Below are 19,102 nucleotides of genomic sequence, written 5' to 3'. Positions count from 1 at the left end.
CGCCATAGCTCTGATTAAACATTAAGATGAAAATTCAATCTTTCACGATTTTTCTCCAAATTGGAAAATAAAAGCCTATAGACCTATGAGCTTCAAAAAATATTCAATTGTCATTTCCCTTCTTTTTTTCTTTTTGATACAGGATTCATTTTCTCAATCTTCTTCATCACCTAATATCCTCTGGATATCTGTTGAGGACATCAGTACATTACTTCCTGCTTATGGAGACAGTAGTATCAAAACCCCAAATATTGACCGTTTGGCAAATGAGGGAATTACCTATACAAATGCTTTTGCTACAGTGGGTGTCTGTGCTCCTAGTAGAAGCAGTATCATAACAGGTATGTATCCAGTCAGTATAGGTTCTCACAATATGCGGACAGGACCTCACTATGCCTTCAGAGAACCTGAAGATGAAACCTATAAGGATTATTATGGAGTCAAAGACATCAAAGGCAGGAATGTACCGGAATATGCCACAGTTCCTCCTCCATTTGTCAAATGCTTTACAGAATACTTACGTGCGGAAGGGTATTATACTAGCAACAATGCTAAAACAGACTACCAATTCAATTCTCCCATCACAGCCTGGGATGCAATAGGAAGGGAGGCCACCTATAAAAACAGGGAAGAAGGTCAGCCATTTTTTGCGGTATTCAATCATGAAATTACACATGAATCCAGAATTTTCATGAAAAAAGAAGATCCCATGTTGGCGGATAAAAGCAGCGTTCACATTCCTAAATACTTTCCTGAAATGCCTGTGGTCAGGCAAGATGTGGGGAGGGCTTATTCTAATATTATGGAATTGGACAATCAGGTTGGAGAAATACTGCAAGAATTGGAAGATCAAGATTTATTGGAAAGCACCATCATCTTTTTTTGGTCAGATCATGGAGGTCCTTTACTCCGGCAAAAAAGAGCTGTTGGCAATTCCGGTCTCAGGGTTCCTCTGATCGTGAGACTGCCCGGAGGACAGATGGCGGGCAGTAGAGTAGAGGAAATTGTTTCCTTGATGGATCTTGGGTCGACGGTCATGTCTTTGGTAGGTATTGAGCCACCGGAATACATGCACGGAAAGTCCTTTTTGGGGAAATATAAATCCAGTTCTCCACATCAATATGCCTTTGGTTCTGCCGATAGATTTGACGAATCTCTAGATATGAGTAGGTCCGTAATCGACGGGAGGTTTGTGTATATCAGGAATTTTAGACCAGAATTGCCGTTGATCTACAGGAATGCTTATAGAGAACAGATTGATATGACAAGGGCCATGATTGAAATGGACCAAAAAGGAGAATTAACTGATGGAGCAGCCTATATTTTTATGAAAACCAAACCCTTAGAAGAGTTGTATGACCTCATGTCAGATCCGGATGAAATTCATAATTTGGCTGAATCACCTGAACATCAGGTCAAACTAAAGGAACTTAGAAAGGCGCTATCTGCCTGGCAGTTGCAAGTCGGTGATCTGGGATTTGTTCCAGAATATGATCTGGTAAATATGATGTGGCCAGGAATGATGCAACCTGAAACTGCCCCCGTAGATTTTGAGTCCAAAGATGGCAAGATTCACCTTTCCTCGGAAACCGAAGGGGCCAGTATAGCCTATCAGGTAGAAGGGCAGATAGGAGGGAAACACTGGCTACTTTACAGTAGTCCGCTGGACGCCGTTAAAGGTCAGAAGATTGCAACAAGAGCTGTAAGGATAGGATATAAGACCTCTCAGATAAAAGAGTATATCATTCAATAAAGTGGCTTTATGCTCACTTAGGACTCATTGATTTGCTTTCGCTTTAATACAGTAAAGCTATTAAAATTATTTACACTACATATCGGTGATTATTGGACCTTCATAATTCCTTACCAAATCTTCTTCAATCAAATAATGATAATTTTAGATGGAGGTATATCCCATGGTGTTGAATTGCATTAAATGCTACTTAAGGTACACGGAAATTGTTATTCTTCTTGTCAAATTCAGAATCAAAAAGTAACACTTTCCGTTAGGAAAAGTAAACTACCTACTTTCATTTATGTATATTCAAATCTTTAGCCATTCTGAAGGAGGGAAGAAGCTAAACTTATTCATCTGAAATGGTTTCATTTTTTTTTGAAGAGGCTCTGATGATTAATTGAGGAGAGAGTACCGTCCTTTGTGGGATGAAGTTGGATTTATCTAACTTTAATTCATCAAAAAATGCTTCTGCAGTAATTTTCCCCATAGTTATACTTATTTGGTCAACTGAGGATAGAGGTGGGTCCGTATATGAAGTAAAGGGCTCATTACTAAAGCCTACAAGTGCAACCTCTTCTGGAATATTTATCTTCTTTTCTTTTAATACTTGCATGGCACCCATAGCACCAAAGTCACTAGAAGAGAAAACTGCATCAGGTCTTTCTTTTAATTCAAGCAATACTTCCATACCCATTCGACCATCCTCAAGTTGAAGATCACTTTCAACAATAAGTTCATCTGCAATCGGAATATCTGCATCTCTTAGGGCATCCAAGTATCCCCTCAGTCTATCCTTATATATACTGATTTTATTTGTGCTAGTAAAATGAGCAATTCTTTTGCAACCTTGATCAATGAGGTGTTTGACAGCTTGATAAGCCCCCTGATAATCATCTATGACCACTTGACTTACTTTAAGGTCTTTATTACCTCTATCAAATAATATCAGGGGAATTCCCTTTTCTATAATCCTTTGATAATGGTCAAAAGTAACCGTTTGTTTACCTGTAGATGCTACGATGCCATCCACTCTGGCACTTAAAAGGGCGTCAATAGTTTCTATTTCTTTATTAAGATCATCATAAGACTGGCAGATTATAACCTTATACCCCAAGTTATTGGCAATTTCTTCAATCCCTCTTACTACAGATGAGAAAAATGCCCTATTAGCGGTAGGGATAATAACACCAATCAACTTACTCTTTCCACTCCTTAATGCGGAAGCAATATTGTTAGGTTGATAGTTAAGCTGTTTTGCCATTTTCACAACCAATTTCTTTGTTGCCTGTGAAATCCTAGGGCTATCATTTAAGGCCCGTGAAACAGTGGAAGCCGTTACATTTAACTTTTCAGCAATATCATGTATGGTAGCTTTTTCTTTTTTCATATTAAAATTCCTAAGCAGTGCACTTATTAGATAGTCAATTTTTCTTTTGAAATTTAGTTGAGACCATGATTTTTTTGAAGTGATAAACAAAATTGAAGTCTATACTTCTTTAACTTCTAGTCTTATGCTCTCGGTTTCCCAATAGTTGCCAAAATTCCTCCGTCAACGTATAATATTTGTCCATTGACAAAATTACTTGCTTCTGAAGAAAGAAATACAACAGCTCCAACCAAATCTTGAGGATCTCCCCATTTGCCTGCTGGGGTTCTTTCAATGATAAAGTCCTGCAAAGGGTGACCCGCAACTCTTATAGGGGCAGTTTGCTCTGTTGCAAAGTAGCCAGGCCCAATACCATTTACCTGAATGTTATGTTTGGCCCATTCAGTAGCCAGATTTCTGGTCAACATTTTAAGCCCGCCTTTGGCTGAAGCATAGGCAGCTAGCGTATCCCTGCCAAGTTCGCTCATCATTGAACATATATTGATGATTTTCCCTCCACCTCTTTCTATCATAGATTTGGCTACGTTTTTAGACATGATAAATGGAGAAACCAGGTCTACATCAATTACGCTTCTGAAATCGCTTATTTCCATTTCTACCGCTGGCACTCTTTTAATAATCCCTGCATTGTTAACCAATATATCAATTGGGCCGATGTCATTTTCAATCTTTTTTAAGGCTTTATTTACTTGATTTTCATCAGTTACATCAAAAAGATAACCCTTTACATCTATGCCCATATCTTTATATTTGATTAAAGCTTCCTCCATTTTGGAAGGTGTATGTCCATTGATCACCAAAGTTGCACCATGCTCAGCCAGACCTTTAGCCATTGCCATTCCCAAGCCATGCGTCGCTCCAGTTACCAGTGCTATTTTACCTGTAATATCAAATAAGTTTTTCATTTTATTTCAAATCAATTATAGACACTTTATCCATATCCCCATAATCTAAATTTTCACCTGCCATACCCCAGATAAAACTGTAATTTGAAGTTCCTGCCCCGCTATGAATGGACCAAGGTGGGGATATAACTGCTTGGTGGTTTTTCATCCAAATATGCCTGGTTTCATTCGGTTGTCCCATGTAATGACAGACTGCCTGATCTTCTTCCAACTCAAAGTAAAAGTACGCTTCCATCCTTCTGTCGTGTGTGTGTGCTGGCATGGTGTTCCAAACAGATCCAGGTTTTAATACTGTCATTCCCATCTGCAATTGACAGGTCTTGACTACAGAGTTCACAATTAATTTATTGATTGTTCTATGGTTTGAATTTTCAAGAGAACCTAAGGTGACTACCTCAGCATCATTTTTGCCGATTTTCATGGTAGGATAAGACTTATGGGCTGGGGCAGAATTAAAATACAATTGTGTGTTGCCTTCGTCTGTAGCATTGAATATTATTTTTTTCACTCCTTTCCCAATATACAAGGCCTCTTTTGACTTTAAATAATAGGTCTCCTCATCAGCCATTACCTGAGCTGAATTTTTACCAATATTGATAATTCCTATTTCTCGTCTTTCCAAAAAAGTATCAGTCTTAAGTTGATCGAAACTTGTTAACTCAACCGATTTTTGCGTCAGGTTTACACCTCCGATAATTAACCTGTCTTCCAGGGTGTATACCAAATTAATTTCATCGCCATCAAATAAGTTCGAGATTAAAAAGTGATCACGTAATTTCTGGGTGTCATAGCTCATTACATCATTGGGATGTGTAGCATATCGTGTATTATATTTCATAGTGTCTATGTAAACGTTTGCACAAATATATAACAAAATGATTTTTTTACAAATTTAAGTTTCCAATCATATTACGGCTTAAATCCTTAAAACAGAATTTAAAGTGCTAATAAAGAACTAATTAAATTTTTTAATTTATTTTAGAGAAAATTTTAGAAATTAAATTAAACTATTATATTTGAACAATCGATTGCACAATAAATAACTCATCAAGACAATTAACCCATGGAAAAAAAATTACTAGCATATCGAAAAATAGCGTGCAGCATGCTCTTTTTGATAACATTGTTACTTTATGGAAATCAGGCACAGGCTCAAGTGACCAACATTACAGGGACTGTGACAGAAGAAAATGGAGAGCCTATTATTGGTGCAACAATACAATTGAAAGGAACGGCTATTGGAACTGTAACGGATCTTGATGGATCCTATTCAATTGAAGTAGAAGGGACTAATCCTATATTGGTTTTTAGATCGATTGGATTTAAAACACAAGAGATGGCTTTGGGAAATCAAACAATTATAAATATCGCTTTGGAGAGTGACTTGTCCTCATTAAGTGAAGTGGTTGTTGTAGGCTATGGTACTCAAAAAAGATCAGACCTTACTGGTTCGGTTGCGTCTGTAAAGTCAGAAGAATTGACAGCATTCCCGGCAATCAATGTTGCTCAGGCACTTCAAGGCAGGGCAGCTGGAGTTCAAATCCAGGCAAATAATGGTGCTCCTGGATCTGATTTTAAAATCAGAATCAGGGGAGGGACTTCTATCAATGCCAGTAGTGATCCAATATTTGTGGTTGATGGTTTTGTAGGCGGGGCACTTCCTCCTCCTGAAGATATAGAGTCGATAGAGGTTTTAAAAGATGCTTCTGCCACTGCCATTTATGGTTCAAGAGGGGCAAATGGGGTTATTTTAGTTACTACAAAACGCGGTAAGAAAGGTGAACCAAGAATTGAGTTCAATTCAGCTTTTTCCAGTCAGGAAGAAATTAGCAGACTTGATTTGTTAAATGCGGATCAATTCATAGATTATATTTCGGAAATAAGACCTCAGTTTTCTTCCTTGGGGGCAAATACTGATTGGCAGGATGAAATCTTTAGACCTGGTCAGATCCAGAATCATCAGCTTTCTATTTCTGGTGGGTCCGATAATGTTGATTATTATGTTTCCACTGCTTTTTTTGATCAAAAAGGGGTTATCATCGGTTCTGGATTTAACCGTTTTTCCATTACAAGTAATGTGAATATACAGGCCACAGACAGGTTGAAGCTGGGTGTGAATATATTTGCACAACGTTCATCTCAAGAAGGTACCAGAACCCAGGAGGGCTCCGGTGGTTCAAATAATACAGGTGTTGTTTCCGGTGCATTTAAGTTTGAGCCCGACCAGCCTATTTTCGATGAAAATGGTATGTATACGATAGCTCGAATGAATGATCCTCATGATAACCCAGTAGCAGTTGCAAGAGAGTTTCAAAATGAATCTGTAAATGATAGGGTTCAGGGTAATTTCCTGGCAGATTATAGGATTTCAGATAATCTCACTTTTAGAACAACACTTGGTGCCACTACTAATAGCGGTAGAATAGGTACTTATACTCCGACATTGCTTAATGCAGGTAGGGTTGTAGGAGGACAGGGGAATGTCAATGGTATAAGAAGTACATTGTTACAAAACGAGAATTATTTAACTTACAACAAGACTTTTAATGGTGTGCATAACCTCACGGTTATGGGAGGATATTCTTATCAAACACAGTCTAATGAAGCATGGGGTGGCACAGGTCAGAATTTTGTGACTGATGCTTTCGAATTTTGGAATTTGGGAGCTGCATCTGTATGGCAAAGACCTACCTCTTCCCTTACCGACTGGGCTTTGTCGTCCTTTTACGGCAGGGTGAATTATGGCTTTGACGACAGGTTTCTTTTTCAATTTAATGCCAGATATGATGGTTCATCTACATTCAGTGCAAATAATAAATGGGCTTTCTTTCCTTCAACTGCCATAGCATGGAATGTTGGAAATGAAGGTTTTTTGAAGGATAATCAAACAATCAGCTTATTAAAAATAAGAGCCAGTTATGGGCTTACTGGAAATCAGGCTATTGCGCCATTCCAAACATTAGCGAGGTTTTCCGATGTATTTACCGTAGTAAATGGTTTACCCGTAAATGCCATAAGGCCGACAACCGTTGCCAACAATGATTTGACTTGGGAAACAACTGCCCAATTCAATATTGGGACCGATATTGCTATTTTATCAGATAGGATATATGCAACATTTGAATACTATAGAATGGTGACCAGCGATCTTTTATTTCAAGTGCCACTTCCACAATACTCTGGCTTTTCAAATCAGTTGCAGAATGTGGGAAGTGTTGAAAATAAAGGAATAGAATTAACATTAGGAGGAAGGATACTCACAGGTGCATTTAAATGGAATTCAGATATTAACATTTCAAGGAACCGAAATCAAGTATTGAGTTTGCCAGGTGGTAATGATATCCTGTATGGTTCTGGACCTGGCCATATGGTTGGACTTGGTCAGACACAAATATTGAGAGAAGGTTATCCAGTGGGAAGTTTTTTCGGGTGGATCTATGATGGTGTTTATCAGGAAGGAGATACTTTCATTCCAGGTGGTGGATTTGAGCAGAGGCCAGGAGGTGAAAAATTCCGGGATATTAATGGGGATGGTGTACTTAATGCCAATGATCGAGAAATTATAGGTAATCCCCACCCTGATTTTATTTTTGGATGGAATAATGATTTCCAATGGAAAAATTTTGACCTGAATATCTTTTTTCAAGGGTCTCAGGGGAATGATATTTTAAGTTACACCTTGATGGAACTGAATTTACTTTCAGGCATCAACAATGCAACAACTGAGGCGCTTAACAGATGGACACCTCAGAACACTGATACAAATGTTCCCAGTGCCTTTTTGGGAAGGACAAGGAGAGTGTCGACAAGATTTATCTATGATGGGAGTTTTGTAAGATTGAAAAATATAGCACTTGGTTATAATATGCCATTGAGTGTGACCAGTAGAATAGGTGTCCAGCGGTTAAGAATCTATGCTTCTGCACAAAATATTCTGACTTTCACCAATTATGTAGGATATGACCCTGAAGTAAATTACAATTCAGGAGGTGGCACAAATGGCAATAGAAATTTAGGTTTGGATTATGGGAGCTATCCTAATGTCAAATCATACACAATGGGATTAAACATAATATTTTAACAGCATTAACATTACTATAAATACCATGAAAAAATTTAAAATTATCTGCTCATTTTGTTGCCTAATCGGCATCGTGTGGGGGTGCACTGATTTAGAGGAAAGACCTGTTGGTCTATTGGCACCCGAGGGGTTATTCAGAACGGTCAATGATGTAGAGGTTGCAGTTTTGGGATCAGTCGGATTGTTAGCGACTGAAGCTTTATACGGAAGGCAGTTTGTTTCAGCGCTGATGTTGAGAAGTGATATGGTTGACATTGGAGATAGGGGAACTCCAGCTGCCAGGCAACAGATGAATGATTTCAATATGGACGACAATAACGGCATGGTCATCACCTTTTGGCCACTTTGGTATCAGGTAATTAGTGCTGCAAATGCAGCTATTGCCGGTGCTGAAAATGTTGAGGCCACGGAAAATCAGCTGAATCCATTAATAGCTGAAGCAAGATTCATGAGAGCCTTTGCCTATTACCACCTTGTAAGGAATTTTGGAGAAATACCATACATTGATTTCTTTATCAATGATCCAGAGGCAGTAAAAACTATTTCCAGAACAAGTGTTAACGAGGTCTATGAAAATATTCTGATTGATTTAGAATTTGCTAAAGAGTGGTTGCCAGACACTCACCCGAATAGTGTTAGGACAAGGGCAACCAAAGGTACAGCAGCTTCTTATATGGCCTCAGTACATCTTACTCTAGAAAATTGGCAAAGAGCTTATGAAGAGGCAAAATGGGTGATAGATAATAAAGACCGCTTTGGCTACGACCTGATGGAAGACTTTCAGGATTTGTTCAATGCTCAAGCTGCAAATGGACTTAAGGAGCATGTGTTTGCAGTTGATTTTCTAGGATTACAAACAGGTCCAGGTAATGTCAATGTGGATTTTAATGCTTCCATGACTGGTGTGAGAGGTGCTGATCGCTCGGGATGGAGTGTGATGGTTCCTTCTTTAAAAGTCTATCAAACATGGCCAGAAGGTGATTATAGAAAAAGGGTAAGTTTTGATTCAGCCATTGTAATGGGAGGCACACTGCAGTCTTATGAAAACTTCGTCAATACACAAAGACCTCATATAGCAAAATACACGAGGTTCCCGGGAAATGCACAAGGTGAGTTTCAGCAGAGTGATCATAACTATGCTGCCATGAGATATGCGGAAGTATTGTTGATTGCCGCAGAAGCTTTGGGAGAAATAAGCGGTGGTAATGCTGAAGCAGTAGGGTATTTAAATCAAGTGAGGGAAAGGGCCAGAAATGAAGCGGGCATGATGAATTCTTTTCCGGAGGATGTATTACCGGGATTGGATAAAAATGCCTTCATCGATAAAGTTATCGAAGAAAGAAGGTTTGAACTGGCTTTCGAATTCAAAAGATGGTATGACATCAAGAGAAGGAGACTCGGAAATCAGGCATTTCTTGGCCCCGACTCACTTGAACCTCAAGCTAATTTCTCTGAGGCAAGAGATTACCTCATGCCCTTACCTCGTCAGGAGCTAGAAACTAATCCAAATTTATTACCACAGAATCCAGGGTATTAATTTCATTTAAATATAAAAGCCTTAGAGTGTTTATCTCTTAGGCTTTTATATTGATCATTAAATCAAATAGAAATGTTTAGAAAAGTATATTTTTCGTCAAAAACTTTACTGTATTGGATTCCTGTAATATTTGTTGTCAGTCTATCTTGTAAAAGTGAAGAAGTCAAGTTGGATGAAATAGCGTTTGCAGGTAAACAGCTAACTACTGCCTTTCAGGAAATTGAACAGGTGAGGCATAATTTCCCGGAACTTGTGAGTCCAAGATCTCTTCGGTCAGATACTTTGTTTATGGTAAAAGCTAGGGACTGGACTAGTGGGTTTTTCCCTGGAAATCTCTGGTGGATGTACGAAGCCACGGGGGAAGATTTTTGGAAAGCAAAGGCGATGGAATTTACTGCCCCACTTGAAGTGATGAAGGATTTCAAAGGAACTCATGATTTGGGTTTTATATTTTATTGCAGCTTTGGAAAGGGATATCAACTGACTGGAAACGAGCACTACAAAGCAGTCATGTTGGAGGCTGCAGATGCGTTGATTTCCAGATATAATGAAAAGGTAAAAGCCATCAGATCATGGGATCATAATACTGATAAATGGCAGTTTCCTGTCATAATTGATAACATGATGAATCTTGAGTTTTTATTTTGGGCCACTAAGGTAACAGGAGATTCCACTTATTATAATATAGCCGATACACATGCCGAGACTACTCTAGCCAATCATTTTAGAGATGATTTCAGTTCTTATCATGTTATTGATTATGATACGCTTACGGGAGAGGTGAAGAAGAAGAATACCCATCAAGGTTACTCCCACGAATCATCTTGGTCAAGGGGCCAAGCTTGGGGACTTTATGGTTTTGTGATGTGCTATCGTGAAACAGGGAAAGAAAAGTATCTTGAAATGGCTGAAAAGATAGCGAATTTGATGCTTGAGCATCCCAATATGCCTGATGATTTGATTCCCTATTGGGATTATGATGCTCCTGATATTCCGAATGCTCCGAGGGATGCTTCTGCGGCAGCCATTATGGCTTCGGCCATGTTCGAACTCAGTAGTTACCTGTCAGGAGATGACCTTTCTTATAGTCAAGTAGCAGATAAGGTTTTGGATAATTTGACATCCAAATACAGGTCTAGACTTGGGGAAAACAAAGGTTTTATTTTAGATCATAGTACGGGTCATTTACCTGGAAAACATGAAGTCGATGTACCTTTGGTTTATGCAGATTATTATTACCTAGAAGCTCTCCAAAGAAGAAAGGAACTAAAATTTACATCTGAGTTAAAGTTTTATTAATAAATCAATCCCAATGAAATTTAATACTTCCCTATTCTTGATTGTCACTCTAAGCTTCTTCTCCTGCAAGGAGAACGAATCTTACCCGTACTTTATATTGTCCTCCGAGAGTGATCATGCATATACAGTTGTCAATCTCCCTTTGGAATCAGTACAAAAATCATTGGCTAATAAGGAGTGGGAAAATATAAGAGTTAAAAATATCAAAAATGATACTTTTTTGGATCATCAGTGGCTTTTGGATGAAAAGGGGTCACGAAAAAACCTACTAGTGGGAGTTAGTCTGCAAGGCAATAATGAAATTGTATTAGAAATTGAGGGTGTTGAAGAGCCATATGAAACTCCAGAAGTCAGGACTTATTCCAGATTTGTTCCTGAAAGGACAGATGACTATACCTGGGAAAATGATAAAGTAGCTTTTAGAACTTATGGGCCGGATGCATTACGAAGGATTAAAGAAGGAAAGCCTGGAGGCACTTTTTCAAGTGGAATTGATGCATGGCATAAAAAAGTACCTTACCCCATTATTGATAAATGGTATGAAAAAGAGTTGTCAGGAGTAGGTTCCTATCATAAAGATACTGGTGAAGGTGCTGACTTTTACCACGTAGGTATAAGTAGAGGAGTAGGAGGAACCGGTTACTGGCATAAAGATACCCTCTATGCAGCGGATAATTTTATTGGTTATAAAACCTTGGCTGAAGGGCCACTTAGAACTGTTTTTGAGTTGGATTATGATATTTATTCTGTAGAAGGAGTATCGATTAAAGAGACAAAACATATTTCTCTGGACTTGGGAAGCCAACTGACAAAATACGAAATTGAAATTGACAGTTCAGAACCTTTACCTTATTTGACTGTAGGAATCACCCTGCATGAAAATGAAGGTATAACTTTTTGGGATGACGAAAAAGGGGTTTTTGGTTATTGGGAGCCTATGGAAGACACCTTTATAGGGACAGGACTGGTAGTAGATCCGTCTCTGATAGAAAGTCATATGAAACATGAGAGTCAGCATAGGGATCAAAGCCATATTTTAGTCAATTTAATACCAGATTCGAAAAATAAAGTGGTCTTTTATGCTGGTTTTGCTTGGGACCAAGCTGGGGACATAAGGAACGAAAGTGATTGGGAGTCTTATCTTCAAGATTTTTCTGGAAGGCTAATGAGTCCTATTAAAGTCAGGTTTATTGAAAAATAATTTTCAAAATATTGATATCAATTTATTTTAAAAACATATATAAGCTATTGGATTTAGTGCTTGGAATTTATTCAGGGATAAAATGGTGCATTATTAGAGTATGTATATTTTTGTTTCTCTTACTCAATGTAAATCTCACATCTTTAGGTCAAAATGCATTACTTGATAAAAGCTTCCTCAAACCTGAAAAGGACAGAGTACTAAAGATTGCTGAGAAATTTAAAGATTATCAACCAATTACTATAGTGAATTACCCTGCAGTTAGAAGTGCAGGAGGGATCAATGATTTTTATTCAGAAGGGGATTACTGGTGGCCAGATTCAGTAAATCCATATGGCCCTTACATTCAGAAGGATGGAATGACGAACCCGGATAATTTCACTAAGCACCGTGAAGTTATGATTCGCTTTAGTCAAATATCTGGGGCACTTGGCTCAGCTTATCTGGCTACAGGGGATCAGGAATTTGCAGAAAAATTAAGACCGCATTTCATGGCTTGGTTTGTTGATGAAAACACGCTCATGAACCCAAACCTGCTATATGGACAGGCAATCGTAGGAAGGGTGACAGGCAGAGGAATAGGTATTATTGATACAATACACTTGGTTGAAGTAGTAAAAGCCTTTGAGGCTGTAGAGACTGCAGGCGTTTTTTCTTTTGAGGAAATCATAAAAATAAAAAAATGGTTTTCAGATTATTTGGATTGGATAACTTCCCATCCATATGGCATTCAGGAAAGGGATCATGGTAATAATCATAGTGTCTGTTGGGCTATGCAGGCAGCAGTTTTTGCATCACTTGTAGATAACAAAGAGGTCAAATCTTATTGCAAAAAAATGTACAAAGAAACTCTTCTCCCTGATCAAATGGCTGGTGATGGAAGTTTTCCCAAAGAACTTGCTCGGACCAAGCCTTACGGTTATTCACTCTTCACCATGGATGCCATGGCCACTATTTGTCAAACGCTTTCGACTGAAAAAGAAAACCTGTTTCTCTACACCACAAGTGAAGGTAAAAATCTTGAGTTGGGATTATCTTTTCTATATCCCTACGTGCAAAATAAAAATAATTGGCCATATCCACAGGATGTGATGCACTGGAATGAATGGCCTGTTCGGCATCCATTTTTGTTGTTTGGGGGATTGGGGCTACAAAAAGATCATTACTTAATATTGTGGCAATCACTAAATGCTGATTTCAGTAACACTGAAGTAATTCGTAATATGCCTATAAGAAATCCCCTTCTTTGGATCAACCAGAGGTTTTAAAAAATAAGAGATGGATGATTTTTGTTTAAAGCATCTTTTTCCCAAATCAAGTTTGCGAGATCTGTGTTTGGGGTTTTTAGATAAAAATCAATCTACCTATCAACTTAGGGTTTGTTTATATGGCCATATTGTATACATAATAAAATAGTGAAATATGAAACAAAAAAATGTAGCAAAGACTATCAGCCTTAAATGTAGGGAAGTTAAGTGCTAAATGGAAATGGAATTTTACCCTTGATATTATTTGGAAGGTGCACTAATATTTGGACATTCCAATAAATATCCTAAAAAGAGAGTGCCAAATCGAAGAATAAAAAAGCACGAAGGATTAAATACACCTTGAAAACAGACTTCCTTCTAAAGTTTGAGATCAGTTAATAAGCTAGATCTGGGTTAATATGGTAACTCAGTTCATTTAAAAGTTAAGGGTATGGCCGAAAAGAATGTTTTTGGATGTTTGCTTCAGACAGTCTGATTTCCTTCGAAAGTACTAGTGTATCAAATTTTTAATTAATTCATCAATGAAAATAAAACTATGCATAAATTCCTACTTCTCGTCATAGTGATTTTACTTGCCTTGTGCTCTTCTAATATGTTAAATGATGACAGAACAAAATTTTTCCCCAAGGAGGAGTTGAAAATAGATACTATTCCTGAAGATCAAGAGGTATGGGTTTTTATCATGGCAGGACAATCCAATATGGCCGGTCGGGGTCAGGTTGAAGCCATGGATACCATTCCCTATCCTAGGATTTTATCCATCAATAAAAATGGGGAATTGATCATAGCGAAAGAACCGCTGCATTTTTATGAACCTGCGATGACCGGATTGGACTGCGGCCTTTCTTTTGGAAAAGAGCTGCTCAAGTATGTTCCTGACAATATCTCAATTCTGATGCTTCCAACGGCAGTTGGCGGCAGCTCCATCAGGCAATGGGTTAATGATTCAAGCTTTAGAGGGGTTACCTTATTTTCCAATTTTAAGGAGAAAGTGGAAATAGGGAAAAAATACGGGACCATTAAAGGCATACTTTGGCATCAAGGTGAAACCGATGCTTCCAAAGCGGAAACCATCAACATGTACGACGCGCAATTGGAAAAATTATTTACCTCTTTTAGGACTGAAGTGGGGAATCAGGAATTGCCGGTTTTTATAGGAGAACTGGGTTCTTTTTCAAAAAATGATGCCAAGTGGCAATCCATCAATAGTAAAATCAGCACGTTCATTGAAAGGGATTCGAATAGTTATTTGGTAAAAACAAGCGATTTGTTTCATAAAGGCGATAGCGTTCACTTTGATGCAGAGGGACAAAGGAAAATGGGGGAAAGATTTGCAGAACGATTTATAGAAATGCAAAAATAGCCCAATGACCATGAAAAATGGATTGCTTCTGCTTAGTTTGGGATTTTGAGTGGCTGTATTTTGACTAAACAAAGCCCTGATATAACCTTGAGATTTTTGTTTCATGGACAAGCGATGCAGGCAAAGGATGAGGGATTAACGATAAGAACTGATGATGCATAGAAGATTATTTCTTAAAAATACCTTGGCGGCTGTTCCTCCAATGCTGCTTATGCCCTCGGCCTTTGCTGCTGCAAATTGGGACAATGTTCATCCTGATGGAAATCAGCTACAGGAACTGGCCACCAAGCTTCTTGAAAAGTGGTGTCGGGGTTTGTTGGCGCATCAGACCAACAGCCCAGGAAATAAAGAGACCCATGGAGGCATTTATAGTCCGGGGGATGGCATCTACTTGGGCCGGTCAGCAGATGCCATTTATCCTTTTCTATGGATGGCAAAACATACAAATGACAACAAGTACCTGGAAGCTGCCCTAAAGGTCTACGATTGGGAGCAACATAACTGTTGGTCTGAAGAACTAGGTTGTTGGTACAACGATGCCAATAGGCCTGATAGCTGGAAGGGCATAACGGTTTTTGCTGCGATGACCAAGCTGGAAGCTATCTTGCATTACCCAGACTTGCTTGGGGAGGAGCGGGTGCAAGAATGGAAAAACAGGCTCTATCGTGCATCAGATTTCATCTTTCGGACCATTGGTATTGACTTTGGCAATATCAATTATCCGGCAACCGCCGCATTAGCCTTATTTCAATTGGGCGAGCTTTTCCAAGAGGATAAATACATCAAAAAGGCAGAAGAAATCGCCAATGGCCTGCTCCATTATTTTACCCCAGATGGCTTGTTTTTTGGTGAAGGAGGGCGCGAAGGGAATGCAGAGGGACAATATCCGATTGACCTAGGTTACAACGTGGAGGAAAGTCTTCCTGCCATGGCAATTTACGCCAAACTATCTGGAAATGAAGCCTTGGCCAGCAAGGTGTTTGAGTCCATGAAGGCGCACCTCGAATTTATGCTGCCCAATGGCGCTTGGGACAACAGTTGGGGAACCAGAAGCTTCAAATGGACACTTTGGGGCAGTCGGACTTCGGATGGTTGTCATGCCGGCTATAATACTTTTGCCGATAGAGCACCTATTTTTGCGGAAGCGGTTTACCGAAATCTTAGCATTTTGGATGCATGTACCTTCAATAATTTATTGCAAAGTGGGCCCCATGAATTCATTGAAGGAGTAGCCCCATCCATTCACCATACCTTCAACCATGCCAAATCCTTGGTGAACCTTTCACACACCAAGACAAAGCAAATTGATTTCCCCCAAAATGAATTACCTCGGGGAAAAGAATATGGGATTAAAAAGTTTGACAGTAATAACACCATTCTTTTTTCAAAGGGGGCTTGGCGTGGTACTGTTACTGCCTATAATGTAGGCTATAAAACAGAAATTAATGGGCATGCCAGTGGAGGTGCTTTGACCCTCTTGTTTCACATGCAACAGGATATGGTTAGCGCCGCCAGCATGACAGAATACCAACGTTGGGAGCGTTTCAATATGCTCGATGAAAGCAAGGTGGAAAATTTCATGAACCTTACCCCAAGACTTGAATTGACCTTGGATGAACAGCGGGTTTACAGGAACATTAGCGATCACCATGCGGAAATTACGTCCACTGAGACCGAACAGGAATTGATTATTTCCACCACATCGAGGTTGGTGGATGGAGAAAACAGAGCCCCTGAGACGGGGACACCTAAGGTATATTTAGATTACAGGGTCAAAAAGGATGTTTTCAGCTTAGAAATAGCACTTGATAAGCCCATAGTAAAAGGGAAACTGCGGTTTATTTTTCCGGTAATATGTTCTGCTCAGGAAGAGATTGAGCTCAGTAGAATTAGCTTGAAATGCATAAAGGAAACGGGAACCTTAACCGTTCGTTCAAATTATCCGATAGAAACTACGATTCCTGAAAGTCAGCGGGTCTATAATTTTGTGCCCGGCCTTCAGGCATTTCCATTGATCATAGATTGCGCTGAAATACATGATAAAAAATTGGTGTTGACCTTTTCTGTGTAATCTTAGTCATAAAAGACATAAAGAATTAATTCCGCATTGAGTGTTGATATACTATTAATCATAAAAACTTTAAGCCTTTCCATTATTCATATGCATATCCGAAATAAAATATAGGAGATCTTCTTCTGGAGACAACATAAAATCAAGATCTAGATGTTAACCCCAACCTAAACACCTGTGTTTGGAATTGGTCTGTGTTTGTCAAAATAAATCCAACTCCCAAGGTTTTCTTTTGTATCCTGTACGTGTTAAAAAAATCACTGCCGTTCAAAAGCAGCTCACCTTTGCCTTTTTGTATATACTTTGAGGTATAAGACCTCTCAGATAAAGGAGAACGCCATTCAATAAAGTCGGTTTATTATAATTTAGGACTCATTGATTTGCTTTGCTTTAAGATTGGGATTCTTCCAGGTCACTTTCTTCCATAGCTTTACCTAAATTAACTCCACCCCTTAGCAAGAGTAAGCCTCCAGCTACTCCAAGCGGATAATTTTTGTTTTGCATACCATGAACAAGAAGATAGGTCCCCGAAAAGATCATTACTACAGGTTCTATACTTTTTAATCCCTTTTTGATGTTGATAAAAATTGATTTTGCTAGAGTAGCCATATTTGTTGGTTTTATATTTAAAGTTCTTGAGAAAAGCTTTGACAGTTAACTCCAATAAAGTATTTACTTTCCGCAATTTATATGTTTATCAGTAATTATCCTTCATAAATCTGTAATCGGATGCTGTGTTTTTGCTTGTCTTTTTTCAGCAATATCCTGGCCGGATAGGAATCAAATTGTACATCTTCACTATCAATTGTTCCTTTGAGCAAGCCTGATTGCAGCCCATTGGAGTTATCAATCTGAATATGATATACAGTTTCATCATCATCTAAACGCAAGTCTATACTGTATCCTTTCCAGTTTGTTGAGATTGACGGGTTCAGTAAGATAGCGTCTCCATTCAATTGTAAACCTAAGACAGACTCCAATGCTACCCTATACATCCAGCCTGCAGAGCCTGTGTACCAACTCCATCCTCCTTGTCCAGACAGGGGTTTTTCTCCGTAAATATCAGCTGAGACCACATAAGGCTCAACTTTATATTGATCGGCAGCATCCCGGTTGAGTGCGTGATTGATTGGGTTGACCATATTTAGGTTGGATACCGCTTTTTCTCCCATACTTATTTCTGCGAATGCTTTGATCACCCAAAGCGCTGCATGGGTATATTGTCCTCCGTTTTCTCTTACCCCGGGGATATAGCCTTTAATGTAGCCCGGATCTTTGTCTGTCTTGTCAAAGGGAGGTGTAAGCAATCTAATTACTTTGTCACTTTCGGAAACAAGATGTTTTTCTACAGCCTCCAACACTTCAATTCCTCTTTCTTCTGTGGCTACTCCTGAAATGATTGACCAGGCCTGGGAAATTGCATCTATTTTGCATTCATCATTTTCAGAAGATCCAAGAGGTGTGCCATCATCATAAAAAGCCCTGAGGTACCATTTGCCATCCCATCCTTCATCATTTAGCCTCAGTTTGAGTTCTTCTGCCACCTTCAGGTAATGATCGGCCCGCTGCCCATCATCCATTACACGGCATATTTTTTCGAATTTGACCAAAATGATATAAAGGAAGAATCCGAGCCAGACACTTTCACCTTTGCCGTTTTCCCCTACGCGGTTCATTCCGTCATTCCAGTCTCCCCCGCCTATCAAAGGGAGTCCATGCACGCCAAATTGCAGCGAAATATCTATTGCCTTACAGCAATGTTCGTAAACGGAGCCCATTTCTTTTGAGGTAACCGGATGAAGGTATGCTTCATGTTCAGATGGTTCAAGTTTTCTTGAATGGATATAAGACACCTCTTCAAGGAGTATGGACTGGTCATCAGTTGACTGTAGGTAAAATTCAACCACATATGGAAGCCAAAGTCGGTCATCAGTGATCTTGGAACGGATCCCCCTACCTGTCGGGGAATGCCACCAATGTAGTACATCACCCTCCTGATATTGTTTTTCTGCATGCAGAAGAATCTGCTTCCGGCAGATTTTAGGATCCACATAAAGCGCAGCTGTGGCATCCTGCAGCTGATCCCTGAAACCAAATGCTCCTCCAGATTGATAAAATGCGGTACGTGCCCACATTCTACTTGATAAATTCTGATACATCAACCATCCGTTTACCATGATGTCCAGAGATTTATCAGGTGTGGAAACTTTGATTTTTGAAAGCGTTTTTTCCCAAAAGGACAAAACCTGATT

12 protein-coding genes and 1 pseudogene are annotated in these 19,102 nt (G+C 39.1%); 8 read left to right on the top strand and 5 right to left on the bottom strand.

Annotation, left to right across the window (positions count from 1 at the left end; genetic code table 11):
* The first annotated feature begins 85 nt into the window (after positions 1 to 85).
* Positions 86 to 1,753, top strand: coding sequence for a sulfatase (locus tag EA341_RS03050; RefSeq protein ID WP_293011213.1), 1,668 nt, complete (start codon positions 86 to 88; stop codon positions 1,751 to 1,753).
* A gap of 331 nt (positions 1,754 to 2,084) precedes the next feature.
* Here EA341_RS03050 and EA341_RS03045 read toward each other — a convergent pair whose 3' ends face one another.
* The 3 genes from EA341_RS03045 to kduI all read right to left on the bottom strand — a co-directional run bounded on the left by EA341_RS03045 (position 2,085) and on the right by kduI (position 4,868).
* A complete protein-coding gene (locus EA341_RS03045) occupies positions 2,085 to 3,125 on the bottom strand; it encodes a LacI family DNA-binding transcriptional regulator (protein WP_293011212.1) in 1,041 nt (346 codons plus the stop codon).
* Positions 3,126 to 3,247: 122 nt separating this feature from the next.
* Complete coding sequence (locus tag EA341_RS03040) at positions 3,248 to 4,030, bottom strand: gluconate 5-dehydrogenase (RefSeq protein WP_293011211.1); 783 nt, start codon at positions 4,028 to 4,030, stop codon at positions 3,248 to 3,250.
* A 1-nt stretch (position 4,031) separates the two neighbouring features.
* Positions 4,032 to 4,868 (bottom strand): 5-dehydro-4-deoxy-D-glucuronate isomerase, encoded by an 837-nt coding sequence (kduI, locus tag EA341_RS03035; protein WP_293011210.1) that lies wholly within the window; start codon positions 4,866 to 4,868, stop codon positions 4,032 to 4,034.
* A 225-nt stretch (positions 4,869 to 5,093) separates the two neighbouring features.
* Between kduI and EA341_RS03030 the strand changes: the two genes are divergently transcribed.
* From EA341_RS03030 to EA341_RS03000, 7 genes are all read left to right on the top strand, one after another.
* Positions 5,094 to 8,111 carry a TonB-dependent receptor gene (locus EA341_RS03030; protein ID WP_293011209.1) on the top strand — a complete coding sequence of 1,006 codons (3,018 nt, stop codon included), beginning with the start codon at positions 5,094 to 5,096 and terminating at the stop codon, positions 8,109 to 8,111.
* A 25-nt stretch (positions 8,112 to 8,136) separates the two neighbouring features.
* The gene (locus EA341_RS03025) at positions 8,137 to 9,648 is read left to right on the top strand and encodes a RagB/SusD family nutrient uptake outer membrane protein (protein WP_293011208.1); all 1,512 of its coding nucleotides are present in this window, start codon (positions 8,137 to 8,139) and stop codon (positions 9,646 to 9,648) included.
* Between the two features lie 72 nt (positions 9,649 to 9,720).
* Positions 9,721 to 10,947 (top strand): glycoside hydrolase family 88 protein, encoded by a 1,227-nt coding sequence (locus tag EA341_RS03020; RefSeq protein ID WP_293011207.1) that lies wholly within the window; start codon positions 9,721 to 9,723, stop codon positions 10,945 to 10,947.
* 13 nt (positions 10,948 to 10,960) lie between these two features.
* The gene (locus tag EA341_RS03015) at positions 10,961 to 12,148 is read left to right on the top strand and encodes a DUF4861 family protein (protein ID WP_293011206.1); all 1,188 of its coding nucleotides are present in this window, start codon (positions 10,961 to 10,963) and stop codon (positions 12,146 to 12,148) included.
* A gap of 245 nt (positions 12,149 to 12,393) precedes the next feature.
* Complete coding sequence (locus EA341_RS03010) at positions 12,394 to 13,416, top strand: alginate lyase family protein (protein WP_293011205.1); 1,023 nt, start codon at positions 12,394 to 12,396, stop codon at positions 13,414 to 13,416.
* A 535-nt stretch (positions 13,417 to 13,951) separates the two neighbouring features.
* Positions 13,952 to 14,779 (top strand): sialate O-acetylesterase, encoded by an 828-nt coding sequence (locus EA341_RS03005; RefSeq protein WP_293011204.1) that lies wholly within the window; start codon positions 13,952 to 13,954, stop codon positions 14,777 to 14,779.
* Positions 14,780 to 14,930: 151 nt separating this feature from the next.
* The gene (locus EA341_RS03000; protein WP_293011203.1) at positions 14,931 to 16,850 is read left to right on the top strand and encodes a hypothetical protein; all 1,920 of its coding nucleotides are present in this window, start codon (positions 14,931 to 14,933) and stop codon (positions 16,848 to 16,850) included.
* Between the two features lie 390 nt (positions 16,851 to 17,240).
* Here EA341_RS03000 and EA341_RS02995 read toward each other — a convergent pair whose 3' ends face one another.
* Positions 17,241 to 17,459, bottom strand: coding sequence for a hypothetical protein (locus EA341_RS02995; RefSeq protein WP_293011202.1), 219 nt, complete (start codon positions 17,457 to 17,459; stop codon positions 17,241 to 17,243).
* 95 nt (positions 17,460 to 17,554) lie between these two features.
* A pseudogene (locus EA341_RS02990) lies at positions 17,555 to 19,102 on the bottom strand (cyclic beta 1-2 glucan synthetase); the annotation flags it as partial.

Origin of the sequence: Mongoliibacter sp., assembly GCF_007692705.1 — a bacterium.
Classification (GTDB): Bacteria; Bacteroidota; Bacteroidia; order Cytophagales; family Cyclobacteriaceae; genus Mongoliibacter.
The sequence above is the reverse complement of the archived record's forward strand: the minus strand, read 5'-3'. Positions and strand labels throughout refer to the sequence as shown.

Bases quoted from the DNA above. Each gene is read 5' to 3' on its own strand.
- EA341_RS03005 (WP_293011204.1), top strand. From the start codon at position 13,952: ATGCATAAATTCCTACTTCTCGTCATAGTGATTTTACTTGCCTTGTGC.
- EA341_RS03045 (WP_293011212.1), bottom strand. From the start codon at position 3,125: ATGAAAAAAGAAAAAGCTACCATACATGATATTGCTGAAAAGTTAAAT.
- EA341_RS02995 (WP_293011202.1), bottom strand. From the start codon at position 17,459: ATGGCTACTCTAGCAAAATCAATTTTTATCAACATCAAAAAGGGATTA.
- EA341_RS03000 (WP_293011203.1), top strand. From the start codon at position 14,931: ATGATGCATAGAAGATTATTTCTTAAAAATACCTTGGCGGCTGTTCCT.
- EA341_RS03030 (WP_293011209.1), top strand. From the start codon at position 5,094: ATGGAAAAAAAATTACTAGCATATCGAAAAATAGCGTGCAGCATGCTC.
- EA341_RS03025 (WP_293011208.1), top strand. From the start codon at position 8,137: ATGAAAAAATTTAAAATTATCTGCTCATTTTGTTGCCTAATCGGCATC.
- EA341_RS03040 (WP_293011211.1), bottom strand. From the start codon at position 4,030: ATGAAAAACTTATTTGATATTACAGGTAAAATAGCACTGGTAACTGGA.
- kduI (WP_293011210.1), bottom strand. From the start codon at position 4,868: ATGAAATATAATACACGATATGCTACACATCCCAATGATGTAATGAGC.
- EA341_RS03015 (WP_293011206.1), top strand. From the start codon at position 10,961: ATGAAATTTAATACTTCCCTATTCTTGATTGTCACTCTAAGCTTCTTC.
- EA341_RS03050 (WP_293011213.1), top strand. From the start codon at position 86: ATGAGCTTCAAAAAATATTCAATTGTCATTTCCCTTCTTTTTTTCTTT.
- EA341_RS03020 (WP_293011207.1), top strand. From the start codon at position 9,721: ATGTTTAGAAAAGTATATTTTTCGTCAAAAACTTTACTGTATTGGATT.